This window comes from Ruegeria sp. HKCCA0235A (assembly GCF_013033235.1).
GTDB lineage: Bacteria > Pseudomonadota > Alphaproteobacteria > Rhodobacterales > Rhodobacteraceae > Ruegeria.
The window spans coordinates 86710-111903 of record NZ_WQDQ01000005.1; the positions used below are offsets into that span (position 1 = coordinate 86710).

Genomic DNA, 25194 nt, shown 5'->3' on the forward strand with positions numbered 1-25194 from the left:
CAGGATTGACGCGCTTTGCGGCAGGGTAGCGCGCAACCGAAGCTTCGGACCGACGCCACAGGAGGACCCCCCGTGTCACAAACATCCCCCCGATTGAACCTGCCCTTGCTGCAACCGGCACAGGCGCAAAAACACGTTACCCACAACGAAGCCCTGAGACAGCTCGATCTGGTCGTGCAACTCTCGGTACGGTCAACAGAATCCGCGATACCTCCGGTTGTCCCCGAACAAGGCGAAGTTCATGCCCTTGGAGCCAACCCGACCGGGGACTGGACAGGACATGCCGGTGAACTTGCCGCCTGGCTGGACAACGCCTGGCATTTCGTGACCCCCGACATTGGCTGGCGCGCCTGGGATGAAGCGGCCGGAGATCTGAGATACTGGACAGGAACAGCCTGGGCCCCCCTGCCTGTCAGCACTCAGAACCTGGACGGAGTCGGGGTTGCGACCAATTCAGACAGTACGAACCGTTTGTCCGTTCGCAGCCCGGCGACCTTGCTGAGCCACGAAGGCGGCGGGCATCAGCTGAAGATCAACAAAGCCAGCGCAGATGATACCGCGTCGCTGTTGTTCCAATCGAACTGGACAGGTCACGCGGAAATGGGACTGTCTGGCACAACCGGATTTTCCATCAAAGTGTCTCCTGACGGCGGCAACTGGACTGAAGCGATGACCTTTGATCCTGTAGCCGGAACTGTGTCGGGGGCAGCTGTTCAGGCCAACGCCAGCGACACGACTTCGGGCCGACTGATGCGCGCCGACTATGGATACGGCCCTGGAAACCTTCTTGGAACAGTGACGGAAAACGCGGGTGTTCCGACCGGCGCTGTCATTGAGCGCGGCAGCAACGCCAACGGAGATTACGTGCGGTTTGCCGACGGCACTCAGATCTGTACGGCCATGCTTGCGCCCTTGGCCTGCACGACTGTTGAGGGTGCTCTTTTCAAAAGCGGCCCAATAACCTGGGATTTTCCGGCTGACTTTTCGACGCCCCCGAACCTGAACGGTACCGGAGGCGTTGCAACCCGTTTTACCGGATTTGATACACCTTCGTCGTCCCAATCGACATTCATTGTCTTCTCGGTGATCTCGGATGCGGCAGCCTTGGCGCCATCCGTCACAGCCATTGGTCGCTGGTTCTGACAGGCAGGGCCGCCTGGATACCGGATCAGGCGGCCAATCCGGCAGCAGATCGGTTGCGACCCGTTCCGCTTTTACCCGCGCCACCAGATTTGCAGCCCTTCATCACGCCGAAAAGCAGGATGGTTGCTGGAACTCCTGCTCGCGGAACTCAGCAAACAACTTGTAAAAAGGAGGTTTGCACCGACCAAACATGCACTCCTCCCCGTCCGACTTCTCGTGCTAAGTCGAAGCCGAAGACAATATTCGTTTACAATCAATCAGAACCGGTAGGTCGCCCCGATCACCGGCCCGGACTGATGGAACTCGAAATCATTGTCGCCGATCTCATGGTCGAAGGCGATATAGCGATATCCGCCACGGATCACCCATCTGTCATTGATGGAATAATCCGCCGTCAAAAGAACCTGCCACGTTTCGCTGTCACTGCGGAAGCCGCCATAATCAACGAACCCGGTTCCCGTCCATTTGTCGGAAAAAACGTAACGTATTCTTGCGCCAATGACCGGGTCTACCCAATCGTCGTCAACAACGGTCGTGCGCCCAGGTGCCGAAGCGGACGTTAGTGTGAAATTGGTTTCGGTACTGAACCATCTGAAACCACCGGCAATGTCCAGTTGAACGGAAGGATCTTCATAGACCCGATAGGCCACGTACCCACTGAGGAACTGGGTGGTGAATGATGTGTCGAGAGTGGATCCAGACGGACCGGCACCACTGTTGCTGAAGGATAGATTTGTATAATTGTAGTCAGCAAGCAGGCTCCAACGCCCATTGGATGCCGCAAACGCGCCCATAAAGGCGAAATCCAGGTTGCTCAGAGCGTCAGAAAAACTCAACGTGCCGTCCAATGTCCCTGACGGGGTTTCGATAGACGTTTCCGTTTCAGGCATGAAAAGGTAAATCGTCGCTTCATAGGACCAATCGCTTTGCTGCGCGGAAGCGGTTGTGCCAAACGCCGCAACCAAGGCCAAACCCGCGCCTCTTATTGCCAATTCTGTTTTCATCTCGTCCCTCCAATGTTTCAGATGTAATTCAGCTTTTTGGTGATCCAGAACAGGATTTCCGCCAACACACTGATTGCGCCCGCCTTGTCCGTAATTACCAGTGCCGTGCCAGAAGTCCCGAATGGAAAATCTTCGATATTGATCTGGTCCGGAACTTCGATCAGCACCGGATAGCTGGACACGCCAGCCAGATCGCGCAGTGAAGGAAGGCCCGTGCGCGAGTCAACAACGCCCTCTGCCGTTCCTACGGGCAACGATATGACGGTCCCAGGTATTTCGCCGCCCGGCTGGATTCGCAGCGCAAGGCGGATCTGGTCGCCGACGGAAACGTTCATGCGACTTGATTGGGGCAAACTTGCGATCAGATGGCGGTCATCGGGGACAACAAAAGAGATCGCCCCCTGTGCGATAGATACACGATTTCCGGGACGCAGAGAAACGGCGGTGACAAAGCCGTCTTCCGGCGCGCGCACGACTGTTTGCTCCAAATTCCAAAGCGCCTGCGCCAAAGCCTGCTCAGCCTCGACCACGCCGGCATCAATGCCGTCGATCTTGGCGGCAATCCGCCGCTCCAGACCGGCTTTGCGCGCCTCGGCCGCGCGCAGGCTTGCGGACAATTGATCGATGGCAGACACGGCTTCCTGCAACTGGAAGGTCGTCGATGCCCCCCGCTTCTCAAGATCGACAATGTCGTCACGGCGCTGGACGCCAAAGGTCAATTGCGCGGTGAGGAATTCAATGTCGGCTTCCGCCGCTGCCAGGTCGGACTGTAACTGATCTGCCGCAGAACGCGCAGTTTCAAGACTGGCTGTCAGCCGGGCGACTTCGATCCGAAAGGGTGTATCGTCAATCCGGAACAGCGGGTCCCCTTTCGCAACCCGCTCGTTGGGGCGAACCGAAACGTCAACAACAGTACCTGACACATTGGGGGCAATGTTGGTGGCAACACCCTGCACCGAAACAGGCCCTGTCGGTGTGGTGTGGTTGAGGGCACCGATTACAACCAGAGCAATGATTGCGGCACCCCCATAGACGACAGATTTCCAGAACCGGTTCCATGGAAGCAGCCCCAGCTTGGAAAACACCACCCAGATCACTCCGAAATAGAGACCTAAGACAATAAGCATATGTTTACTCCATTGCGCAGAGCTGCTGATACCAGCGGGGCGCAATATTTGTTTCGGATGCGGCTAAGAAGTACGCCAACGCTTGCCCTATTTGCGTGTCGATTTCGCGGCCGCGCATTTCTGTTGACGCGCGCGGCCTTGTTTCATTGTTGCGCCGCAGATCGTTTGACCATGAAAGCCTCAACTGCCTGTTGCGTTTCCGGCCGCAGGTTTTCAATTCCTTCATACGGCATTCCTGTGGCCGGGCCAGTATCGGGGAACAGCTCTTTTCTCGCCATGTGACGTCCCAGAATGCGGACGAACTCCTGCCCGCCCCAAGCACCAACTTCGGTCGAAACCGGGTATTTTTCGTGGGTGTCGCGCATCACATCAAAGAAATCTGCAATGATCGCGTTTTGACCCGGCCCGGGCAGGTTGAGCTTCAGCTTGTCCTTGACGACCGCCTTTGGGGTACTCACCGAATAGATGATCACGTGATCACGCCGACCTTTGCTTTCATCTTGAAACAGGATCGAGGCAGATTGATCCACGCCATCAATCAACCGGTCTCGGGGAATATGCTGAACCGCGCCGCCCAATCTAGCCAGCGTCGTATAAAGATCAGACACATGAATAATGTTGTTGATCATGCTGTCTGGTTCAATCAGACCCGGCCACCTTATGAAAGCGTCCACGCGAACCCCGCCTTCGGTCGTATCGCCTTTGCCTCCGCGAAAGACCATTGGCGTAAAACCGGATGCCGGTGAATACTTGGTGAAATGGCCGTTGTCGCCCATCAACACGACAATCGTATTATCTGTCACGCCAAGCTCGTCCATGCGCGTGAAGATTTCGCCCAAATACGTATCCAACTCTTGCAGTTTGTCGGCGTACAGACCTCCATTGACGCTTTCCGGTCCGTCACGCCCGGCCCGCGTGTTGTCCAGCGGGATCATCGGCCAATACTGTAGGAAGAAAGGCTCAGTACCGCCGGCCAAGCGTTCCAGTTCACTCAGGGTTTTGTCCTGAAAAGCTTGGTTCATCTCGTCATACTTGGCTGCGTTCCAACGCTCACCCGGCTCCATTCGGATCTCACGAACAGGTCCGCCGGCATTTCCTTCGATCACCGTGGCCATGGCCGATGCATCGGGGCGGAACCAGTCGTCGATCGTGTAATCGTCGACAAAATCTGCGATACCAACCGAAACCTGCTCGCGGATTGCATCGTCATTGAAAATCGTCAACTGGCCCTGTTGATGAACGGCGTGCTGCGCATAGTCGAACCCCTGGTTCATTGCCCAGCTCTCGGCAATGTCACCCATGTGCCACTTCCCGACATGCGAGGTTGCATATCCTTCGGCCTTCAATACCTCGGCAAGCGTTACTTCCTCTTCGGGCAAACCGAAACCGGCGATGTCGACGGTCGTATCACCCATTCCGATCCGAACCGGCAGACGACCGGTCGTCTGGGCCACACGTGTCGGGGTGCAGGATGGCTCTGTATACATGCGCACCATGCGCATCGCTTCGTCAGAAAAATCGTTGATGTTTGGGGTGCTGATGCCGCGTACCGCGTTCAATTCTGGGATACCCATATCCCCAAAACCGATGTCATCGACCAGAATACTGATGATGTTCGGGGGGTTGCCACCGTTCTCGTCTCGAAATGCCGCGAGAGCCTGATCAACGGCTGTATCGTCCTGTTCCCAGGCATCCTTGTTCTGGGCCTGTAGGATATAAAACTCGGAATCATGCGCAATGGGTGCATCCTGCGCGTAGGCAGGCGCGCTGATCGCCAGAGAACCCAGCAAAAACAACTTGAGATCCATTTCTTTAGGTTTCCTTTTTCCTTGGGTTTTCTTCTCGCTCCAGACCCTGTGCGATAAGATCGTGGGCGACACTGGAAAGCGTCTGTCCGGTTAAATCCGCAAGACGCGTAAGCCTGTGACGCTGTGAGGGTGTAAGAAGGGTCACGATCCGTTCCGACCGCACTTCTGCTTTCGGAAGCGGAGGGCGACCACGTTTGGGCGCGGCAAGCGGATCGGGCAATTTCATTTGAACATATTCCTATGTTTCGACTAAGCTTTTCATGCAAACTACAGGGGAGATATTTTGCACCGCATCAAAAAATCGACAAAACTAGACTTGGCCCCGCCCGAAGCGCCCCGGTTTTTTGCGGCCACTTTCCGTGATCCGAACCAAATCGCCGCAATATCCAAATGGGATATGGATTTCCGCCAGATCGAAGACGGCGAAATGCAGGCGGATTTCAAGGTCAGATCCGGCCCGCTTATTTCCGTTATGAAGTTTGGTTTCTCGCGGCGTGTGCACCAGATCGGCGCGTCTCCGAAGGGGCACATCACATTTGGCATCCCTACCCATTCAAGACTGACGGACTGGAACGGTACCAGCATCGAAACGCCACCGTTTCTGTCCTTCGGTAGCGGCGATGAGTTCGACTGTATCAGCGACAGCGGGTTCGGCGGATATACGATGACCGTTGAATCTGAGAATGCGATGAAAATAGGCGAGAAGCTGGGGATCGCAGTCTCTGATACAGAATTCGGGGCATTTTTGTTGCCTGCAACGCCACCTGATCGCTCGGCTGCGCTTTTGAACGACATTCAGACTTTGTTGGCGAACCCAAATTCGTCAGAACAGAGCGAAACCCATTTGATCGAAGAGATACTGCGGATCGCTTTGGGGGGCGGGGCGGATCGCAGGGAACCGCGGATAAACCGAAAAGCTCTGGCACTTGCTGCGGCCATTGATCGGATGACGGCGACCCCGGACGAAAACGTCCCCATCAGCGAGATCTGCGGGGATATCAGTGTGTCATTGCGCACATTGGAACGCGCGTTCAACGAAAAATTCGGTATCGGCCCAAAGGCCTATTACACAAGGCTCCGCCTAAACAGGGTTCGCAGCCTGCTTGCAGAACAAGGCAAAGATCTGTCAATTTCTGACGCCGCAAACCGATATGGCTTTTGGCATATCGGGCAGTTCTCACAAGATTACAAAAAGTGTTTCGGCGAATTGCCATCGGCCACTGTCGATTGAAAACACTTGGCTTTGTGCTGTTTATGACCATGGCCTTTCATCGAAGCAAATCCGAAACCGCGCAAAAGCTCAGCAGGTCAGGCTCGGGCCGCATTCTATTTCAGGCACATGCGCCGTCATGATCCACAAAATCTTGCTCAACTCTCGCGACTTCGCCGCGGTTCAAAAACCGCTTATGCGTTCTATCAGCCAGTACATTGACACTGAGCCGATCCCATACGCGGTCAAGACCGTGGCATGTTTGCCAACCGGACGCGCGATCAGCCGCCAGGTCGCCATCAGAAGTGCCAAGGCAGCAATAAAACTCAGCTGCCCGGCTTCGACACCGAGGTTGAAGGCCAGCAATGCCGCGGGAATATCGTCAGGGGGCAACCCGATATCAGCCAATGCCCCTGCAAAACCAAGGCCGTGCAAAAGCCCGAACCCGAAGCAAACGATCCAGGGTTTCTGTTTTGAAAGCCGGAACCGTCTTTCGCCGCCTTTGACGATCTCCATCGCCAAAAAAACGATGGACAACGCGATAACAGCCTCGACCGGTGGTCCGGGAACATTCAAAACGCCCATCGTTGCCAGCGCCAAGGTTATTGAATGCGCAAGTGTGAACGCTGTTACGGCTCCGACAAGTTTCCATGGATCGCGGACCAGAACAAACAGCGCGAAGACAAACAGAAGGTGATCCCAACCTTCCAATATGTGTTCAAACCCCAACCGGGAATATGCGGCAAACACTGACCATGTCGACTGTTCAGAAGGTAAGATTTGGACACTGGCGTCCGGGGTAAAACGAAGCGTTGCAGGTTGGGCATCGAGGGGATGCACACGCGCCAGCACGTCATTTCTCTGAGTCTCAAGGCCTTCAATGGCAATGGGTTGACCTGCGACATCCACCTGGCACTCGACGACCCAGGACGAAACCCACCCTCGACCGTCGGAAACGGGATCAGGGCCACGCGCAGGTGTGCAGCCATCTGGCAATATGGCGTCAATCGCCATCGGTTGGCCATTCACATCAGGCTTTCGCCAATGAACGCTCCAGGTGTCAGAGGCAATTTGACGAATTTCCAGATATCCCGGATCAAGCGCGTGCGCAGTGGCGAAATTTGCAGGCCACAGGAACAGCAGCGCAAACAGGAAGCAGACCAAAACTCTCATTTGGCAGGGCCTGAAAGATCGGGGGCCACAATCTCGTAGTTTTCGGCAAGCATGTCGTATTGCGCTTGCGCCAGAGCTTCACTCATTTCCCGACGCCAATCCCGCAGCACCGCGTCGTGGATTTCAGCCAAAGGAGGTGTTCGACTGGGCTCGATAGCGACGACCTGAACAAGGTGGATACCGTAACCCGACTGGATCGGCCCCGTCCACCGACCTGTTTCGACCTCTGTGATGCCTTTCGAAAACCCTCCTCCGAAGACCGACTCGATAACCCGCGTCGCGGACAAGGGCATTGACGCCGGCAGCAAGGTTGAACCGCCCAGATCGGAAACGTCTTGCTTGGCGCGCAGGGTAGCCAGCGCATTCTCGATTTCGGCCTCTCCGGGCTTTTCTCCAAGAAAGACCTGATGGAAGGCCACCATGACAGGCGTTGCATAGCGTTCCGCGTTTTCCTGAAGAAATGCCTCCAAGTCTTCGTCCTCCGGAACGATGGAAGTGGCAATGGCTTCGGTCAGATAATCCATTTTTTGGCTCAGCCGGGTCCTTATCAAGGGATCTCCGCGATCCAGACCAAGCTTTCTTGCCTCCCTGACCAGAACCTCTTCACGAATGGATGCATCGACCAACGCCTTCAGTTCCGCGTCGCTTGGCGGGCGTTTCCACTGTGTTTCGAACCGAGCAGACAATAATGCGACGTCATTTTCGTCGATTGTTATCACCTCAAGATCTTCGACGGTCTCGTTGTCCGGCGCAACAATATGGAACCAAATAAAAATAGCCGCTCCAATCAAGAAAAAATGGAACAGAGGTTCTTTCAGTATTCGCATGGAGTCTCCTGCGTAAAACGTGCTCAGGTTCTACATACAGATGCTGTCATCAACCGGTTGGGTTTTGCAAGAAAACGAGCAGTCCGGGTGTTCCGGAAACGTGGTGAATTCGCCGAGGTGGAAATCACCGCCCCGGCGCTCAATTCGTGGGTCGAGCGGATCACTCTGCCGGTGTGTACCAGATCGGGGACGAATAGGCGCGTTCCTGATGCGTAAGCACTGCATCCTCGGGCAATTCGATACCATACCTCAGCTTGTCGTACAGGATCCAACGCGGCGTTGGGATCTCGATGGCGCGGACGTAGTAAAACGCGCGTGCATTCGGATCGAAATCCGGGTCTGACCATACGGTGACAAGTTCGGCCGTTCCGATTGTGTTGGTCCAGCTGGCGGTGTCCACGTCCACAGTGTTCCCGACCGCAGGGACCTTGCCGTTTTGATCGACCTCACGGTTATCCGACCATGCCACGTCATAGACCTTTTCCTGCAATTCACCTTCTGGGTCGAGCCATCCCTTTATCACTTGAACACGGTCCAGATTGGCACCAACCGGGTCGCGCAGAGCGGCGATCAGAAAGCTTGGCGCAGCCTCACCCTCGCGCGGGCGCAGGTCCGAACCCATTGGCACCCCTTTGGTATAGCCAACATTGGCCAGAAAACGGGTTTCAACATCGGCGTCACTGAAATCCCATCCGCCAAAGAACCGCAGACCAATCCTTGGCCCGGTCGTTGCGTAGGTTTCGCGGCGCTTGAAGGCATCAAAGATCGCAGCGCGCGTATTCTCGGTAGCCCAGACAGCCGTGTACCCGGACGCGACGAGCAGGTCGCCGGGAATTTCACCAAGGTCATTGGCTATGAACGGATGCTTGATACGCGAGGCGGAGGGTTCAACGCTGACGGATTTTCCAAAGAAGTTGTCTTCCTCGGCGGTGGCCAGAGAGGTATGGCTGTCCGTCGCGCCACCCATGCCGAACTTGTATGGGTTCACGCCAAACTTTTCTTCCAGCATCAAACCGCGCTTCAGCGCCTCGCGAGCGTATTCACCAGCCAGCATGTCATCGGTCTTCAACTCGGTAATATCCAGATTGCCGACGTCCCAGTTCTCATAGTCCGCAAATTCGTCATCCGGGCTCAGGAAAGGGTGCGCTTCGCCGTCACCCTTGATCTGCGTGACCTCATAGTGGGGCTCCCATTTCGCGCGGGCAGCGACATATTCCTCGTCAACCTTGCCGCCGTGATACGTGTCTTCGGTTGGGAACATCCACCCATTTGACAGGTTTCCGTTATGGGCAAAGGCAACTGCTCGCCCCCCCGTTTTTTCCTGATATTCTTCAAGCCAGGCGTATAGCGCCTTTGGATCCGTATCACCGTAGGGCGGCTGCGTGACCGGCGGCACCATCTGAAGCGCCCTGATTGGCCCATCGCGCAGCATGACATTGCGGTGCAAGTTGAACCCTTTCGGAACCGAGGTCCATTCAAAGCCGATGAAAGCGGTAAAGGTGCCGGGATCATTGTGCCGCTCGGCCGCCAGAACAATGCTTTCCCAGGTAAAGGCAAAAGCATCGGCACCGGGGCTGTACGACTCCAACAGGATTTCTGGCAGTGTCATTTGCGAAAAATTGGTGATGATGTCGAAAGCCGCTTTACCGGCTTCTTCCCCGCCGGCCTTGTACCCCTCGTACCACTCCAGTCCTTTGGGATCAGAAAGAACGCCCGGCTTGCCAGCCTGCAAATCCGGCGCGAACCCCATCAGGTCCGTGTGATCCGTGAGAACCATCCAATCCAATGGTCGTGACAGTCTTACAGGCTGACCTGTTGAAGAAATGACCTGCTCACCCTTGGCGAAACGCCACGCCTCATCCGGCAGCAAGGTGTTCCCGAAAGCACCCGCATCCAGCGAAAGCCCGGTGTGAAGGTGAGTGTCTCCCCATAATGGGCGTTCAGGAAATGTGCGTTGGGCGTAAGGGGAATAGGGCTGATCAGAAAACAATCCCTCGGCAGCATCTTCGCTGGGTACGGCGTCGGCACCAACAACAGCAGGGACCAATACGAGTGAGATTATGCAAGCAGATTTCCGAAACAAAGTGACCTCCCAGTTCAGGAATACTCAGCTGTGAGGGCGAATTTCATCGCGCCATTATTATATTCCCATGTTCTTATATCACATTCTATTGGCCAAAGGGTTTTTTTAATCTGAGAGCTGCAAACCCGCGCAATCAGGGAATTCGGCGAAAGCCCTCAGGGTGATCGCTAATCGTGTTCACCTGACAAGACCCGTCGGATCATCTTATCTGATAGTAAAATGAAAGCTTCCGGCTGACGCCCCCAGGCGGGCGCGGGAAAGGTGCGGCGGTTCGAACCTGTTCTTTGGCTGCGCGCTCTATTTCCGGCGAGCCAGAGCTTTCGACGACATCAACCCAAGCCAATGAACCATCCGGGTCAATCTGGAAAAACACCCGCGCATAGCCACGACCGGCAACGTAAACGATTGGCGCCCTGTTCAGATGAACAAGAACCTGACCCGCATAGTTCGTGGTGTCCGAATTTCCCGGCCCCCGCCCGCCTGAACGGGTGCCGCCCCGGTTTTGTCGGAAGGCGTCGACACCCTCTCTTTGATACGTCGCCAGCGGTGATTCAATCGTCTGTTCTGGAAATCTCAAAGCGTCAAAGTTACTTGACGGATCCAACGCACCCCGCAGGGTGGGTTGCGGGCGTCGGTCTGGAAGGCGAGGCCGCAATGACGTGGCTACGGCCTGTTCGGATCCGTCCACGCTTACATCGGGTACGGTCAGTTCGGCGTCGTCATCCAGAGGTTCCGACGCTTCTTCTGGTATTACAGGTTCAAGTGGGGACGTGTTTTCCGGAACAATAGGAGCCACCTCGACCGGTAACGCGGCGATCTGTTGCTGTTCCTCGGACACCGGTTCTTCGGCAGAAGAAGGCTCAACCGGAGCAACCGCCTCTTCAATCGGCACCTCAGGTGTTTCGGCCAACGCTTCGGGCCTTGCCGACGCAGCGCCTTCAGCTTCGGCGGCTTCGCCTTCGTCCTCCAGGTTCTGGTCTACAGGGTCCACGACAACCTCATCCGGCGCCCTCGGCTGGATTATCGTTGATTTCCCCGTATCGGGCGTGAACGTCTCTTGCGGATTCGGCGAGGCCACGCGGGCATCACTTGTCGGAACTTCTGCCTCCTGCGGCTGGGTTGGCGGTTCCACCGGAGGGGTTGGCGGTTCATCCGGCGCAGGCGGTACGGGTTCGATCGTGGTATCGGCCAACTCTTCGAACGCGTTGCTGAGTTCGATCGTGTCGGTACCGGTTTCCCCGGAAGCCGGGTCTGACAAATCTGGTACCGTGACAATCAGGCCGATCAGATGCACCAGTACGGAAATCGAAATTGCAATGATTGCAACAAAAACGGACCGCCTGATCATTCGAGGGCCTGTTCGGTCACCAGAAAAACGGTTGGCGCACCCAACCGGCGCAAACTGCTGGTGATCTCCATCAATCGAGAGGCCGACGCATTCCTGTCTGGAACGATCCGCACGGGCCCCGAGTCATGCGCGGCCATGAAAGCTTCTGCCTCGATCGGATTGCCGCGAAAACTCAATGTCCCGTCCCTATGAAGAACAAGCGCATCCGGCGGCTCGCGACCGTCAATATCCGCAGTATTCACCAGATCCAGATCGGGATCCAATGGCGGTGCAATCGTACCCGTAATCAGAAAAAAGATCAGGATCAGAAAGACGACGTTGATCAGCGGAATTGTGGAATCGCGATTTCGACCGGGTCGGATGTAACGGATCATTGCCTCACTCCAACACCCTGACTGTCAAACCTTCGCGCCCGCGCAAAGGGACAAGCAGGTCCACAAGACGTTGCGCGGTTGTCCCGGGATCAAGGCTTACCAGCACCTGACCGGCCTGGACCTGATCGAACAATTCCTCAAGCGACAGGGGTTGGCCGTTCAGGACAACACGTGTGGGGCCAAGTTGCACGAAAAGGCGTTCGGGCGGCGTAGCGTCGGCATTCCCGCCTGTGGCGGCGCTGCTCAACTCGATCTCGCTGAACCGCGAAAACGTTGAGGACAGCATGAAAAACAGCAAAAGCAGAAAGATCACGTCGATAAGGGGTGTCATCGACATGCGCCGCCGCACAAAAGGCGCAGTGTTACGCATGCTCTGGGGCGACCGGGACCTGTGCCGCCGCCTCTGTGCGTTGGATGGAATGACCGGGAACCAGAACCGTACGCAAAGCCTTGTCCGCAAAAACACGCTCGCGTGCGGTTCGGCTTTCAAGCCAGGACAAAACCATCGACGTCGGCATCGCAACGGCCAGACCCACAGCCGTGGTGATCAGGGCCACCCAGATCCCGCCGGCCAAAAGTGACGGATCAACCGATGATCCAGCGGTTTGCAAGCTTTGGAATGCACTGATCATACCCAGAACCGTACCAAAAAGACCCAGCAAAGGCGCCAACTGCGCCACGGTGTCCAGCAAACGAAAACCACGTTCCAGCCCGGCAAGCGCCAAACCCGCTTCGGCATCCAGCCGGTCATCGGCCCCCGGAACACCAGATGCGTTCATCGCCGCGCCCACAATAGGGGCAAGATAGCTGCTGCTGTCCGCCAGCCTTGCGCGCGCGGCACTGTGATCTCCTGCGTCCCAGGCTGCAAGAGCTTCAGACAGCACCTTGTGCCGCCCGACACCGCAGGCTGCAAATTGCCAGAGTTTGTAGAGGGTGACAGCCAGCGTCAAAACCGACATGGCGATCAATATCGCCACCACCGGCCCGCCGAGGTCAAAAATCTCACGAAGTGCGGCTATAGGACTCATCCCAACAACTCCATTTCCACCCTGCTGCTCAGCGTGAGGGTGCTGTCGCATATGTCACTTTCGGTACCATCCACGACGCAGGAGTTCGCGCCGTTGATCAAGGCTTGTCCAACTGTGTCACATGTTCTGTTGGGAAGGTCGAACTGGCGCACCCGGGGCCGGTCGGCGGGCAGATCGCGAAAATCGAACAGAGAAAGGTTCAACACACCACCTTCGGTGTCGAAAATGACGGTTTCGAACACGGCACCGTCGATCGGCTGCCCGGTTTCATTCTTGACCAGAAACGTCAACCTGCACGCGCTGGCGACATCCTCGGCCGAGTTCAGCTCCACAAAGAGCCGTGCAGCGGAATCGGATTGTGCAGACGCTGTGGACAGCAAACAGCCAGAAAACATGGCCGCGACCATAATGCGACGAAACAGCATGAACAGACTCCGTGTTGCAGCGCTGGAACAATCGGGCAGCGACCGTCAGCTTGCCCATCTGCGTTTCTACCCGAGGGACATGTCACATTAAAGAGCCGCGAAGGGTGGCAAAGTAAAAGGGTCGTCAGCGCGTGTTGATATATGTACGTTCACGGCAAGAAATACGGTGCGCAATCAGAATTTCAACTGCGCACAAAGCTGCTCCGCGCATCTGGACAACCAGCAAGTTGATGTCGGATCTAATTTGAAAAGTCGCACTTTTTCCAAACAGGTGCTTAAGCCGCAACAAAAAGCGTGAAACTGCGCTCGATCCAGTCTTCACAGAAAATCACTCAAAGCGGTTTTTGAACGTCGTTTTCACTTAATTCTTGCTAAAAGCGCGAAAAATAATGCATATTTGTCTACATTTTTAATGCATATGAATGATAATAACGTGTTTTTTAAGAGGCAAGCGTCGAGCACAGCGCGGTTTCCGTGCTTTAAAGCCCATTGGGGGAAGGGGTTCGAGTTTGTCGTTGTTAAAGATTGTAATGGTTCTTTGCGTTGTCGTGGCCATACCGTCGCAGACCATCGCCAACATCGGAAAAATTATTAGCGTCAAACAAGGCGCCCAAGTTGTTCGCGCGGGAAAAGCACAACCCGTTTATTCAGGAATGGAGGTTGCGTCCGGCGACGCGCTCAGCACTGATCAGACTGGCGTAATCCAAATCGTTTTTGTGGATGACACCAAGATTGCCATTGGCCCCAACGCACGCATGGTTCTGGATGTGTCCATGTTGCGAAATAACCGCAAAGCCAAGAGCTTTGCCGTTCAGGCTTTGGGTGGCAGTTTTCGGTTTATTTCCGGAAAAAGCCGAAAGAGAGCCTACTCGATCAGGACTCCCTCGGCGACAATGGCCGTGCGCGGCACCACCTTCGACATGTGGATCGTGTCGGAAAAACAAAGCGCGATGCTTGTCCTGCAAGGTACGGTCCGCATGTGCGGCAGTCAGGGCGCGTGCAGGTCTTCGGGGCGTCAATGCAGCATGTTCGCAACAAGCGGAGATGGAGGAGTAGGACGGCCTGCCGATCAGGCGCAATACGAACAAGCACTGAAAAGCGGGTTTCCATTCGTTCAGTCCCAGGAAGGGCTGCTGCCCCCTTTGCAGGTACGCGTTGAAGGGTGCTCAGGTGATGGAGCGCCTATACGGCGCATCGAGACAGACCGGTCGGAAGCCCGTAGGGACCCTCCTCAGCAACGCGAAGCGCAGAATACGGTCACTGGCCCTTCGCCTTCCGCGAACAATGAACCGGCAAGAGAAGAACCGGACCATGCAGAACCCGAACGCGAAGAACCAGAGCAGGAAGAGCCCGACAGAGAAGAACCGGAGCAGGAAGAACCTGAACCGGAAGAACCTGAACATGAGGAACCCGAACGGGAAGAACCGGAACCTGAGGAGCCCGAACGGGACGAACCAGAGCGGGAAGAAACTGATCCGTAATTGCTCGGGAATTGCTGTTGAACACGCAGTTCCAGTTCCATTTGTCTGGAGGATGGTTTGAGCGACAAGCTGCGGAAATCCAGGAACGGGCGATGGGCCTTCCGCCTCGTGGGGCTGGGTCTGATCCTTTTGGGTTGCTTAATCCGGGCGTGGGATCCGTACCCGGTTCGAATGACGCGCCTGATCTATTTCGACGTTTTGCAAAGATTATCCCCGCGGGAGTTCAATCCCGAACTCCCCGTGCGCGTCGTGGATATCGATGAGGCCTCGCTTGCCAGCTTTGGACAATGGCCCTGGCCCCGCACTTTGGTTGCGCAGTTGGTTCAAAATCTGGGTGACTACGGCGCTGCGACGATTGCGTTCGACATGCTGTTTGCCGAACCTGACCGGTATTCGCCGTCTCGCCTTCTGAATGATCCATCGCTGGCGGGCGTACTGACTGTGGAACGCCATGCCGAAAAGCTGGACAACGATGTCGTCCTTGGGATGGAAATGGCTTACTGGCCCGTGGTGCTGGGCGTGGCCGCGCGATTGTCAGCCAAAGGTGAGCCCATTGCGGCCAAGGCCGGAATCATTGAATTCGGGGAAAGCCCCGCCGAGGGGCTGATCTCGGTTCCGCATTGGACGCCGATCGCGCCACCATTGGATCGGGCGGCGGCGGGTGTCGGCGGGGTCAATGTCTCGCCCATCGGAGGAACCGGCATCGTAAGACGGGCGCCGGTTCTCTGGAACGGTCCGGACGGTCCGCTGCCAAGCCTTGCCGTCGAAGCCCTCAGGGTCGCCCTGGGTGAGACCAGCATTTTCGTGGAAGGCGCGCCTGACGAGGCTGGCATCATGCTGGCCGTCGAAATCGCCGGATACCGTTTACCGACAACCGAGAATGGCGAGCTTTGGCTGAAGTACCGGCGGGACAGCCCCGACCTTTACATTTCAGCCAAGGATGTCCTGGAAGGTACTGAAGACCACGGGCTGCGATCCGAAATTGAAGGAAGAATAATCCTGATCGGAACCTCAGCTGCCGGTTTGTTCGATATTCACCAGACGGCGCTTGGCGAAAGCGTCCCCGGTGTTTCTATTCATGCCCAGATGATCGAACAGATTCTGACCGGTGATATGCTCAGCCGGTCTGATGTGACCGCGGCGCAGGAACTGCTTGCATTTGCGTTTCTGGGGCTTGTGGTGATTGCCGTCATGTCCAGCTTTGGTGCCATCGCATCCTTCATCGCCGGTGGCATAGCCGCCGCAGCCGTTCTTGCCATCAGCTGGCTGATTTTTCAGAACCAATCCATCCTGTTCGATGCCACCTTTCCTCTGATTGGAGGCATCGCAAATTTCGGTCTGCTGGCGGGGTATCTTTTTGTTTCGACTGAGCGCGAAAAGCGCCAGATTCGAAAAGTCTTTTCACACTACGTAGCCCCGGAAATCCTTGATGAAATGGAGAATTCGGGCCACCAGCTGCAATTGGGCGGAGAAAGTCAGGCAATCACCGTGATGTTTTCGGATATCCGGGGATTTACCGCTCTGTCCGAGTCCGCGTCGGCAACGGAACTTGTATCCTTGCTGAACGCGCTGTTTTCCAAGCTTGGAGATCAGATCCTGCATGAGCGTGGTACGATCGACAAGTTCATCGGTGACGCCATCATGGCCTTCTGGAACGCGCCTTTACCTGTTGCGGACCATCCATGCCGCGCAGGGCTTGCCGCGCTCAGGATGCGGCGTGCCTTGGCACAGTTCAATGCATCCGAGATCATGCGGAACCGAAAGCCGATAGCGCTGGCAACCGGAATCGCCACGGGGCAGGCCTGCGTCGGCAACATCGGATCGCAAAAACGGTTCAACTATACGGTTATCGGAGACGTCGTGAATGTTTCGGCACGGATCGAACAATGCTGTCGAACGGTCGAGTATGACATAATCGTCTCAGACGCGGTGTATCAAGCCGGTCGAGATGATCTGGCATTTTTGCAGGCAGGCCATGTTGACCTGAAAGGCAAAGCCAACCCAGAGCCCGTTTTTGTTCTGGTTGGAGATTCCGCTTTGCGGAAGACGGACGCGTTCCAGGAACTCGTTGCACGGCACGGTAAGTTGATCGCAGCATTGAGAACCCGAAAGCCTCAGGGCGACATCCTGCGCATGTGTCAGCATTGCGAAGAACTTGCCGCAGATATCGAACCCGGATTGCGCCAGTTCTATCGCGCTTTGGCAGGTCGCGCGGCCGATTTCCGCGCGGTCGCATCATCTGGGCCTGTCATGTTCACCCGAAACACCAGAATAGCCGGTGGTGTTTAGGCGGCGCTGCATCGAAAACTCGGCTGACTTCGGCCCCCAGAGCCCTGCGTCAGTGAGTGTCACGCGAGACGCGCACCCTGTGCGTCGAAGCGATAGACCCTGCCCGGAGAATATCCAAATCGGATGCTCTGACCGGCTTCAACCTGATGCTGCCCGAACAGGCGCGCGGTGATCTGGTGATCCTGCATCATGGCAATCACGTTGGTGTCACCGCCCAAATGCTCGACATGGGTGACGTTTGCGACCACCGGACCGTCGTCAGACAAAAACAGGTCTTCCGGCCGGATACCCGTTGTAATGTCTGCGCTTTCGCCGATCATGCCGGCAGGAAAGAAATTCATCGACGGCGCCCCAAGAAAACCGGCCACGAACTGGTTGGCCGGATTGTTGTAAAGCTCCATCGGGCTGCCGACCTGTTCCACACGCCCGTCGCGCAGAACGACGATTTTATCGGCAAGAGTCATTGCCTCGGTCTGGTCATGGGTCACGTAGATCATCGAAGCGTCAAGCTGCCGGTGCAGGTTCGCAATTTCCAACCTTGTGTTCATACGCAGAGCCGCATCGAGATTGGACAGAGGCTCGTCGAACAGGAACAGCTTTGGTTCCCGGACGATGGCACGACCGATGGCGACGCGCTGGCGCTGACCACCGGACAGTTCGGAAGGATACCGGTCAAGGTAAGGTTCAAGGTTCAGCATCTTGCTTGCCCTTTCGACACGCTCATCGATGACCTGCCTGCTCTGGCCCTCCTGTTTCAGCGCCAATGACATGTTTTTGCGCACGTTCAAGTGGGGATAGAGAGCGTAACTCTGGAACACCATCGCGATACCGCGTTTCGAAGGCGGGGTGAGATTCATGAGCTCTCCGCCGATGCGCACTTCGCCCGACGTCACATCCTCGAGCCCCGCGATGACACGCAGAAGGGTGGATTTGCCACAGCCCGAGGGGCCGACGAAGACGACGAATTCACCCTCGTCAACGTCGATGTTGATATCCTTTAAGACCTCGACGGTGCCGAAGGATTTGTTCACGTTTTGCAGCGTCAGGGCGGTCATGTGCGTGCCTCTTTCAGCGATATGGGTTGGCCGGTACGGATGCTTTCATCAGCGGCCAGGCAGATGGCCAGCGATTGCACGGCGTCGTTCATGTGGCGGGTCAGATCGATATCTTCGGCGATGGCGCGCAGCATATAGGCTTGCTCGGCATCGCAGAGCTGCTGATGGCCGGGCTCATCCGGCATCTCGATTATCCGGTCGCCGTCAGGGCGGTGGACCAGAAGGCCGCCAACCTTGGTGTGGCCGTCGATATCCGCGGATGCGCCCTTGTTGCCATCCGTGATTGAAACCGATCCGTTGGGTGACACGATGTCTTTCACGAAAAAGGCGGTCTCGGACATCATCGGGCCCCAGCCGGCCTCGTACCAGCCGACCGAACCGTCTTCGAAAATCACCTGAAACTGGCCGTAATTGTACATGTCTTCGGCAATCTCATCACTCAGGCGCAGGCCCATGCCATGCACGCGGACGGGATCGGAATCGGTGATCTGGCACATCACATCGACGTAATGCACGCCGCAATCGACGATAGGCGATGTCGTCTGCATCAAGGCCTTGTGGGTTTCCCATTCGGCCCCGCTGCTTTGCTGGTTCAGGTTCAGACGGAAGACATACGGCCCGCCGAGATCACGCGCCTCCGAGATCAGTCGCATCCATGACGGGTGGTGCCGCAGAATATATCCGATCACCAGTTTCCGGCCGGTTTCCACTGCTTTTGCGACCACGCGTCTGGCGTCCGCAACCGTCGTGGCCAGTGGCTTTTCAACAAAGACATGCGCACCTGTATCCATTGCGGCGCAGGCGAAGTCTGCGTGGCTGTCGGAATAGGTTGCGACGACGACCAGATCGGGGTTTGTCTCGGCCAGTGCCGCCTGAAAATCCGAAAAGGCCGGGTAGCCTGACAGGTCGTGATGGTCTACTTGACCTGTGCGGTTGACCAGCCCCACGATCCGTGCGTCGGGGTGGCGATGATGGGCCAAGGCATGGCTCAGGCCCATGTTGCCAAGACCAGCGATCAGTACCCGGGTCATTTGACAGCTCCTGAGGTGATACCGCGGATCAGCTGGCGCGAGAAGATGACGTAGAGCACCAGAACCGGCAGGATTGCCATGCTGAGCGCGGACAGAACCGCGTTCCAGTCGGTCACAAACTGGCCGATGAAGACCTGGCTGCCCAACGTCAGGGTTTTGGTCTCTTCAGCGGGTGCCAGGATCAAGGGGAACCAGAGATCGTTCCAGATCGGGATCATGTTGAACACGGCGACGGTTGCCATGGCAGGCCGGACCAGAGGCAGCACTAACCGGAAAAAGATCGTGTATTCCGAAAGCCCATCGATGCGCCCCGCATTCTTCAGGTCCTCACTGACCTGGCGCATGAACTCGGACAGGATGAACACCGCCAGCGGCAAACCCTGTGCCGTGTAGACGAAGATCAGGGCCCAAAGCGTGTTCACAAGCCCTGTGGCGACCATCATCTCCAGGATCGCCACGGTGCCGATGCGGATCGGAATCATGATCCCAAGCGCCAAATAGAGCCCCATCAACATGTTGCCCTTGAACCGGTACTCGCTGAGGGCAAAGGCGGCCATGGCGCCGAACAGCAGGATAAAGGCCAGTGATACCACGGTGACGATCAGCGAGTTCTGAAAGTAGAGAAAGAAATCCCCCTGCTTCATCACCGTCTGGTAGCCGATCAAGGAAAAGCTTTCGGCATCAGGCAAGGCAAGCGGCTCGCGAAAGATGGCACGGCGCGTTTTGAAGCTGTTGATGATGATCACGAAAACCGGAAACAGGGCGATCAAAGTGTAAAGGATCAGCGCACCATGCATTGCGACGGTGTTCAGTGGATTCGAGCGTGCCTTGTTCATTGCAGAGCCCTCACAGCTGATACCGGCGCATCCGGGTCTGGATGCCGAAAAGGTAAATGCAAACACCCACAAGGATGATGGCGAACATGGCGCCGGCAATGGCGGATCCCATATACGGATCACCCAGTTGCAGCTGGAAGCCAAAGAACGTGCGGTACATGAAAGTGCCCAGGATGTCGGTCGAAAAATCCGGCCCCGCCAGCGCGCCCTGAGAGACATAGATCAGGTCAAACGCGTTGAAATTGCCCACGAATGTGAGGATCGAGATGATCCCGATCGAGGGCAGGATCAGCGGCAGTTTTATTTTCCAGAAAGCCGAAGCTCCTGTGATCCCGTCGATCTCTCCGGCTTCAAGAATTTCTTCGGGGATCGACAGAAGGGCCGCATAGATCAGCATCATCGGGATGCCGACAAATTGCCAGACCGAGACAAGCGCCAGAGTTGTCAGCGCGTATTCTTCCTTGCCCAGCCAAGGCGCGAACAGGGATTTCAAGCCAACCGCGTCCAACATCGAGGGCGCAATCCCCCAAAGCGGAGACAGGATCAGTTTCCAGGCAAAACCCACGATCACGAAGCTCAGGATCGTCGGAATGAAAATGGCCGACCGGTATAGTGCGGCAAAGCGCAGCCTCGGGTGTGACAGGATCGCGGCCAAAGCGATGCCGATGGGGTTCTGCACCAGCATGTGAATCAGGAAGAACCAGAAGTTGTTGCCCAGCGCATTCCAGAATTGCGCGGACCAGAGCGGATCAAGGAACAAGGTTCGGAAATTCTCCAACCCCACATACACACGCGCCTGATCGACTTCGGTAAACAGCGCAAGGCGGAGCGTGTTGAACAAGGGCAGGATCATCACCGCCGTGTAAACCAGCACCGCAGGTGCAAGAAAAACGGCGATGTGCCAGCGTACGCGGCGGGTCTGCATGGGGATCTCCGGGGAAAAGGTGCCGGACGCGACGGGCCGCGTCCGGTGAGAGTGGTTCAGGTCTTACTGATGCGGTGCGTACCAGCTGGCCAGCCCGTCTTGCAGTTTCTTGCCCAATGCCTCGGGGCTTTCGGTGCCCTTGATGGCTGCAACGGATGCACCCCAGGTCTCGTTTTCGAGATTGGGCGTGCCACGTGACAGGATCTGATAGGTCGAACGGATGGTGCTCTCGCACTCATCCCGCCATCCGACGATTTCCTTGGCAAGGGGATCTTCCAGTTCAACCGGAGTATTGGACAAAGGGAAGAAACCGGGAACCGCATTGCCGAAGATACTGGCGAATTCCGGGCTTGCGACCCAGGCCAGGAAAGTGCGGGCAGCCTCCTGGTTTTCACTGGCAGCGTTCAGACCGACGCCGATATCTGTATGGTCCGAGATATAGCAGGTGTCACCGGCATTTTGGACCGGCGGCTTGAAGGCGCCCATCTCAAAATCTGCCTGCGTGTTGAAACCTGCAATCTCCCAGCTGCCCGCCGGGTAAATTGCAGCGCGGCCCAAAGTGAACAGGTTCTGGCTGTCGGGATAGGTCTGCGCCTCATATCCGTCACCCAGATAATCGGCCCATTTCGCCAAAGTGGCAAAAGGCGCGACCCACTGAGGGTCGGTCAGTTTCTGCTCGCCCCGGATCAATGCCAGACGGCCTTCTTCACCCTTCCAGTAGTTCGGGCCGATATTGTTATAGCCCATCGTTGCGGCCTCCCACTGGTCATTGGTGCCCATTGCCATCGGAATATAGGTGCCGTCTTCCTTGATCTTGTCCAACACTTCAAAGAATTCTGCCTCGGTGGTCGGAACCTCCAGACCCAGTTCGTTGAACGCATCCTTGTTGTAGATGAAACCGTGGATCACCGATGCCATCGGAACACAAAAGCTGGCCGACCCATCGTCTGTTTGCCACGCCGATTTGGCTACGTCCGAGAAATTGTCCATCGCATCCAGATCGGACAGGTTGGTCAGATGGCCCGCTTCGTACAGCGCCAGAGAAGCATCGAACGGGCGGCAGGTGATCAGATCACCGGCGGATCCGGCTTCCAGCTTCGAGTTCAGAACCGCGTTGTACTCCGCCGGGGCTGAAGGCGAGAAAACAACTTTTATACCTGGATTGGCCGCCTCGAATGCAGGGATGATCTTTTCCTGCCAGAGAGCGAGGTCATCGTTGCGCCAGCTTTCGATCGTCAGCGTGGCGTCTTGCGCATAGGCGCTTGTGACCAGCGCCGTGCTCATCAGAGCCAGGCTCAGAACTTTGCGTTTCATTTGGTTTCTCCCAGGTTGCTATGTTCGTTATCTTCATTCAGCCGGTTCATCGCATGACGCAGACGGCCATTCGTTTCAGCCAGTCGCTTTTGTGCATCCTCTGCCGATGCGGCACCCGCGGCGACAAGTGCCGCGCACTTCAGGTTCCCATCCGCAGCCCTCAGGGCATCATCAGCACGTTCAGGTGATACGCCGGTAAGCTGGCACACGATTCCGTTGGCGCGTGCGCGCAGTTTGTCATTGTCCGCCCGCAGATTGATCATCATGCCGTCCTGAATATGCCCAAGCTCGATGGCCATCAGCGTCGACAACGTATTGAGGGCTATTTTCTGCGCAGTGCCGGCCCCCATCCGGGTTGAGCCAGAGATCAATTCCGGAGGGGTCGCAAGCAGAACCGCATGGTCCGCCAGTTGCAACAATTGCGAGCCCGCGTTGTTTGCAATCCCGATCACGGGCGTCCCCCGGTCGCGCGCCAGTTTTGCGGCAGCGACGGTATAAGGTGTGGTGCCGCTGGCCGAGACCGCGATGAGCGTATCATTGGCAACCATATCCGACACCTCTTGCGCCAGCCCATCAACAGCGTCCTCTACATCCCCCGGCATGTCTGCCGTGGTCGGCATTCCACCCGCCATATGAATGCGGATCTGCTGCGACGGGATGGAAAAGGTTCCGCCAAGCTCCAGCGCGTCCGAGGCCGCCATGAGGCCGGAAGACCCCGCCGCAAGATACCGAAGCTTGCCGCCCGACCGGATCGTCTGGGCCATGGCGGTCGCCCCGCTACAAATCGGACCAAGCGCATCAAGCACTGCCGTTGCCGCTGACACCTGCGACCGCGCCAGCAGGCCGGCCACTTCGGCCAGCGGACGGGTATCAAGCCCATGCGCATCCTGATGCAATTGCTCTGTTGCAGGCGTAATCAAGTGATTCTCCCCCAAGAACTCTCGATATCATACCTTTTAAATACCATTAGTCTACCATTTATTTTTTTCTATATTTTTGGCCAAAATAGCATGAAATTCGCCGCTTTGGTCACAATTAGGACTTCAAAACACGCAAAAGGTATTATAAAGGTCTGTATATGGTAAAGTCATCAAAACCCATGCTCCTGGCCGCCGACGGAGGTGGAACGCGCTGCCGCGTCGCCGCTTTTGTTGATGGCAAGACACACAGGGTCGAAGTCGGCGCGGCAAACGTGTCCACGGATTTCGAGGCCGCCTGCATCGAGCTGCGGCGCGGTCTGGAAGCTCTGGCCGTTCAGACGGGCCGTTCGCCCGATGAGCTTGCGCAAGCGCCCGCCTATCTGGGCCTGGCCGGGATAACAGGTGACGCGATTGCCCGGAAACTTGCGACGGCATTGCCATTTCGGCACGTCCGGATCGAAGATGATCGCGCAGCAGCTTTGCGCGGCGCATTGGGGGCCAGGGACGGGTTTGTCGCACATTGCGGTACCGGTTCTTTTGTCGCAATGCAAAGGGGTGGCACGATGAAATTTGCCGGCGGATGGGGCCCTGTTCTGGGCGATCAGGCTTCCGCGCAATGGGTTGGCAAACGGGCGCTGGCGAAGACGCTGGAGCAAACGGACGGCACGACCGGCCCTTCGGCATTGGCGCAGGATCTGCTGTCTCGATTTGGCGATGCCGCAGGAATTGTACGGGCCGCCGCTGACATGACGCCATCGGACTTTGGCGCCCTTGCCCCGCTTGTGACCGAGCTTTCCAATCGCGGGGACGACTTGGCCAGATCCATCCTGCAGGACGGTGCGGGCTATCTGATCGAGGTGATGAAGAAAATGGGCTGGAATGTTGGCCTGCCCGTTTGTCTGACCGGCGGAATTGGCCCTCTTTACGCGCCGTACCTGCCCGCGGACATGCAATCTGCTCTGGTCGAGCCCGCAGGCGATCCACTGTCCGGCGCACTTGCATTGGCACAGGCGTATCTGGAGGAAATCGAACATGAACATAGCTGATTTCCTGCGGCCCGAAGGATGGTTGGGGCACAGCTCGGGCCCGCGCTATGTACAGCTCCGTCAACGCCTTGAACAAGGGATCAAGGACGGCATCCTGCCTCCCAACAGCTCGCTGCCCCCTGAAAGAGAAATCGCCGAGATCACCGACCTGTCCCGTGTGACCGTGCGCAAGGCCATTCATGAACTGGTGCGCAAAGGTGCAATCGAGCAACGGCAGGGGTCTGGGTCCTTTGTTCGCGAACCCGTAGCGAAGGTTGAACAATCGCTGTCCCATCTGACATCGTTCACCGAAGACATGGAGCGGCGCGGGCTCAAGACGACCTCGACATGGCTGGAGCGCGGGATTTTCCTGCCATCCCCGGAAGAAATGATGGCATTGGGCTTGTCGGCAAATGAACAGGTCGCGCGTATCTACCGCCTGCGAGAGGCAGGAGGACGCCCGATGGCGTTGGAAAAAGCGGCCCTTCCGCTCGATATCCTGCCGAACCCCACCGAAGTGACGGGGTCGCTTTACTCTGTTCTTGAACAATCTGGTCTGCGACCGGTGCGCGCGATCCAGAAAATCTCGGCCATCAACCTCGAACCGCCCGAGGCAGAGCTTCTGGATGTTGCGGAAGGTACGGCCGGGCTTCGGATTCAACGCACTTCATATCTGCAAAGCGGGCGGGTCGCTGAATTGACCCGCTCGATCTACCGCGGTGACGCCTATGACTTTGTGGCCGAGCTGCGCCTGTCAAATTGAAAGCC

24 protein-coding genes are annotated in these 25194 nt (G+C 56.8%); 6 read left to right on the forward strand and 18 right to left on the reverse strand.

Annotation, left to right across the window (positions count from 1 at the left end; all coding sequences use genetic code 11):
- Window positions 1-72 precede the first annotated feature (72 nt).
- Window positions 73-1143, forward strand: a complete 1071-nt coding sequence (locus tag GOW56_RS10355; RefSeq protein WP_171205809.1) for a DUF2793 domain-containing protein — start codon at window positions 73-75, stop codon at window positions 1141-1143.
- Window positions 1144-1400: 257 nt separating this feature from the next.
- On the opposite strand, the gene GOW56_RS10360 is transcribed toward GOW56_RS10355, so the two are convergent.
- From GOW56_RS10360 to GOW56_RS10375, 4 genes are all read right to left on the reverse strand, one after another.
- Window positions 1401-2147 carry an outer membrane protein gene (locus GOW56_RS10360; protein ID WP_254447200.1) on the reverse strand — a complete coding sequence of 249 codons (747 nt, stop codon included), beginning with the start codon at window positions 2145-2147 and terminating at the stop codon, window positions 1401-1403.
- 17 nt (window positions 2148-2164) lie between these two features.
- Complete coding sequence (locus GOW56_RS10365) at window positions 2165-3274, reverse strand: HlyD family secretion protein (protein ID WP_171205810.1); 1110 nt, start codon at window positions 3272-3274, stop codon at window positions 2165-2167.
- Window positions 3275-3417: 143 nt separating this feature from the next.
- A complete protein-coding gene (locus GOW56_RS10370) occupies window positions 3418-5082 on the reverse strand; it encodes a sulfatase-like hydrolase/transferase (RefSeq protein ID WP_171205811.1) in 1665 nt (554 codons plus the stop codon).
- A 4-nt stretch (window positions 5083-5086) separates the two neighbouring features.
- The gene (locus tag GOW56_RS10375; RefSeq protein ID WP_152460509.1) at window positions 5087-5308 is read right to left on the reverse strand and encodes a hypothetical protein; all 222 of its coding nucleotides are present in this window, start codon (window positions 5306-5308) and stop codon (window positions 5087-5089) included.
- Between the two features lie 57 nt (window positions 5309-5365).
- Here GOW56_RS10375 and GOW56_RS10380 point away from each other — a divergent pair, with 57 nt between their 5' ends.
- Window positions 5366-6313, forward strand: coding sequence for a helix-turn-helix domain-containing protein (locus tag GOW56_RS10380; RefSeq protein WP_217358818.1), 948 nt, complete (start codon window positions 5366-5368; stop codon window positions 6311-6313).
- A 162-nt stretch (window positions 6314-6475) separates the two neighbouring features.
- On the opposite strand, the gene GOW56_RS10385 is transcribed toward GOW56_RS10380, so the two are convergent.
- The 8 genes from GOW56_RS10385 to GOW56_RS10420 form a co-directional block, all read right to left on the reverse strand.
- Entirely contained in the window at window positions 6476-7465 is a 990-nt protein-coding gene (locus GOW56_RS10385) for a HupE/UreJ family protein (RefSeq protein WP_171205813.1), read from the reverse strand.
- Window positions 7462-8292 (reverse strand): peptidyl-prolyl cis-trans isomerase, encoded by an 831-nt coding sequence (locus tag GOW56_RS10390; protein ID WP_171205814.1) that lies wholly within the window; start codon window positions 8290-8292, stop codon window positions 7462-7464. Before GOW56_RS10390 ends, GOW56_RS10385 begins: the two co-directional genes overlap by 4 nt.
- A gap of 160 nt (window positions 8293-8452) precedes the next feature.
- Entirely contained in the window at window positions 8453-10375 is a 1923-nt protein-coding gene (locus GOW56_RS10395; RefSeq protein WP_171205815.1) for a DUF3604 domain-containing protein, read from the reverse strand.
- Window positions 10376-10574: 199 nt separating this feature from the next.
- On the reverse strand, window positions 10575-11723 hold the full coding sequence (locus tag GOW56_RS10400) for an energy transducer TonB (RefSeq protein WP_171169939.1): 1149 nt from the start codon (window positions 11721-11723) through the stop codon (window positions 10575-10577).
- A complete protein-coding gene (locus tag GOW56_RS10405) occupies window positions 11720-12097 on the reverse strand; it encodes a biopolymer transporter ExbD (protein WP_171205816.1) in 378 nt (125 codons plus the stop codon). Before GOW56_RS10405 ends, GOW56_RS10400 begins: the two co-directional genes overlap by 4 nt.
- A gap of 4 nt (window positions 12098-12101) precedes the next feature.
- A complete protein-coding gene (locus GOW56_RS10410) occupies window positions 12102-12428 on the reverse strand; it encodes a biopolymer transporter ExbD (RefSeq protein ID WP_171118035.1) in 327 nt (108 codons plus the stop codon).
- A gap of 31 nt (window positions 12429-12459) precedes the next feature.
- Complete coding sequence (locus tag GOW56_RS10415) at window positions 12460-13125, reverse strand: MotA/TolQ/ExbB proton channel family protein (RefSeq protein ID WP_171169941.1); 666 nt, start codon at window positions 13123-13125, stop codon at window positions 12460-12462.
- Window positions 13122-13550, reverse strand: coding sequence for a hypothetical protein (locus GOW56_RS10420; protein ID WP_152460518.1), 429 nt, complete (start codon window positions 13548-13550; stop codon window positions 13122-13124). Before GOW56_RS10420 ends, GOW56_RS10415 begins: the two co-directional genes overlap by 4 nt.
- Before the next feature lie 515 nt (window positions 13551-14065).
- Here GOW56_RS10420 and GOW56_RS10425 point away from each other — a divergent pair.
- Window positions 14066-15031, forward strand: coding sequence for a FecR domain-containing protein (locus tag GOW56_RS10425; protein WP_253283583.1), 966 nt, complete (start codon window positions 14066-14068; stop codon window positions 15029-15031).
- A 57-nt stretch (window positions 15032-15088) separates the two neighbouring features.
- Window positions 15089-17320, forward strand: coding sequence for a CHASE2 domain-containing protein (locus GOW56_RS10430; RefSeq protein ID WP_254447201.1), 2232 nt, complete (start codon window positions 15089-15091; stop codon window positions 17318-17320).
- Between the two features lie 59 nt (window positions 17321-17379).
- Here the strand turns inward: GOW56_RS10430 and GOW56_RS10435 are convergent, their stop codons facing one another.
- From GOW56_RS10435 to GOW56_RS10460, 6 genes are all read right to left on the reverse strand, one after another.
- Window positions 17380-18375, reverse strand: coding sequence for an ABC transporter ATP-binding protein (locus GOW56_RS10435; RefSeq protein WP_171205817.1), 996 nt, complete (start codon window positions 18373-18375; stop codon window positions 17380-17382).
- Window positions 18372-19406, reverse strand: coding sequence for a Gfo/Idh/MocA family protein (locus GOW56_RS10440; protein WP_171205818.1), 1035 nt, complete (start codon window positions 19404-19406; stop codon window positions 18372-18374). Before GOW56_RS10440 ends, GOW56_RS10435 begins: the two co-directional genes overlap by 4 nt.
- A complete protein-coding gene (locus tag GOW56_RS10445) occupies window positions 19403-20242 on the reverse strand; it encodes a carbohydrate ABC transporter permease (protein ID WP_171169947.1) in 840 nt (279 codons plus the stop codon). The genes GOW56_RS10440 and GOW56_RS10445 overlap by 4 nt, the downstream gene beginning before the upstream one ends.
- A 10-nt stretch (window positions 20243-20252) precedes the next feature.
- The gene (locus GOW56_RS10450) at window positions 20253-21167 is read right to left on the reverse strand and encodes a carbohydrate ABC transporter permease (protein ID WP_171205819.1); all 915 of its coding nucleotides are present in this window, start codon (window positions 21165-21167) and stop codon (window positions 20253-20255) included.
- A gap of 63 nt (window positions 21168-21230) precedes the next feature.
- Window positions 21231-22481 (reverse strand): ABC transporter substrate-binding protein, encoded by a 1251-nt coding sequence (locus tag GOW56_RS10455; RefSeq protein WP_171205820.1) that lies wholly within the window; start codon window positions 22479-22481, stop codon window positions 21231-21233.
- Entirely contained in the window at window positions 22478-23401 is a 924-nt protein-coding gene (locus GOW56_RS10460; RefSeq protein WP_171205821.1) for an N-acetylmuramic acid 6-phosphate etherase, read from the reverse strand. The genes GOW56_RS10455 and GOW56_RS10460 overlap by 4 nt, the downstream gene beginning before the upstream one ends.
- Window positions 23402-23559: 158 nt before the next feature.
- Here GOW56_RS10460 and GOW56_RS10465 point away from each other — a divergent pair, with 158 nt between their 5' ends.
- Window positions 23560-24447: a BadF/BadG/BcrA/BcrD ATPase family protein gene (locus GOW56_RS10465; RefSeq protein ID WP_171118050.1), complete on the forward strand. Its 888-nt coding sequence runs from the start codon at window positions 23560-23562 to the stop codon at window positions 24445-24447.
- Entirely contained in the window at window positions 24434-25189 is a 756-nt protein-coding gene (locus GOW56_RS10470; RefSeq protein ID WP_171169957.1) for a GntR family transcriptional regulator, read from the forward strand. The genes GOW56_RS10465 and GOW56_RS10470 overlap by 14 nt, the downstream gene beginning before the upstream one ends.
- Window positions 25190-25194 lie beyond the last annotated feature (5 nt).

Bases quoted from the DNA above. Each gene is read 5' to 3' on its own strand.
- GOW56_RS10365 (WP_171205810.1), bottom strand. From the start codon at position 3,274: ATGCTTATTGTCTTAGGTCTCTATTTCGGAGTGATCTGGGTGGTGTTT.
- GOW56_RS10465 (WP_171118050.1), top strand. From the start codon at position 23,560: ATGGTAAAGTCATCAAAACCCATGCTCCTGGCCGCCGACGGAGGTGGA.
- GOW56_RS10420 (WP_152460518.1), bottom strand. From the start codon at position 13,550: ATGCTGTTTCGTCGCATTATGGTCGCGGCCATGTTTTCTGGCTGTTTG.
- GOW56_RS10445 (WP_171169947.1), bottom strand. From the start codon at position 20,242: ATGAACAAGGCACGCTCGAATCCACTGAACACCGTCGCAATGCATGGT.
- GOW56_RS10400 (WP_171169939.1), bottom strand. From the start codon at position 11,723: ATGATCAGGCGGTCCGTTTTTGTTGCAATCATTGCAATTTCGATTTCC.
- GOW56_RS10455 (WP_171205820.1), bottom strand. From the start codon at position 22,481: ATGAAACGCAAAGTTCTGAGCCTGGCTCTGATGAGCACGGCGCTGGTC.
- GOW56_RS10360 (WP_254447200.1), bottom strand. From the start codon at position 2,147: ATGAAAACAGAATTGGCAATAAGAGGCGCGGGTTTGGCCTTGGTTGCG.
- GOW56_RS10435 (WP_171205817.1), bottom strand. From the start codon at position 18,375: ATGACCGCCCTGACGCTGCAAAACGTGAACAAATCCTTCGGCACCGTC.
- GOW56_RS10440 (WP_171205818.1), bottom strand. From the start codon at position 19,406: ATGACCCGGGTACTGATCGCTGGTCTTGGCAACATGGGCCTGAGCCAT.
- GOW56_RS10385 (WP_171205813.1), bottom strand. From the start codon at position 7,465: ATGAGAGTTTTGGTCTGCTTCCTGTTTGCGCTGCTGTTCCTGTGGCCT.
- GOW56_RS10370 (WP_171205811.1), bottom strand. From the start codon at position 5,082: ATGGATCTCAAGTTGTTTTTGCTGGGTTCTCTGGCGATCAGCGCGCCT.
- GOW56_RS10415 (WP_171169941.1), bottom strand. From the start codon at position 13,125: ATGAGTCCTATAGCCGCACTTCGTGAGATTTTTGACCTCGGCGGGCCG.
- GOW56_RS10410 (WP_171118035.1), bottom strand. From the start codon at position 12,428: ATGACACCCCTTATCGACGTGATCTTTCTGCTTTTGCTGTTTTTCATG.
- GOW56_RS10375 (WP_152460509.1), bottom strand. From the start codon at position 5,308: ATGAAATTGCCCGATCCGCTTGCCGCGCCCAAACGTGGTCGCCCTCCG.
- GOW56_RS10405 (WP_171205816.1), bottom strand. From the start codon at position 12,097: ATGATCCGTTACATCCGACCCGGTCGAAATCGCGATTCCACAATTCCG.
- GOW56_RS10470 (WP_171169957.1), top strand. From the start codon at position 24,434: ATGAACATAGCTGATTTCCTGCGGCCCGAAGGATGGTTGGGGCACAGC.
- GOW56_RS10390 (WP_171205814.1), bottom strand. From the start codon at position 8,292: ATGCGAATACTGAAAGAACCTCTGTTCCATTTTTTCTTGATTGGAGCG.
- GOW56_RS10450 (WP_171205819.1), bottom strand. From the start codon at position 21,167: ATGCAGACCCGCCGCGTACGCTGGCACATCGCCGTTTTTCTTGCACCT.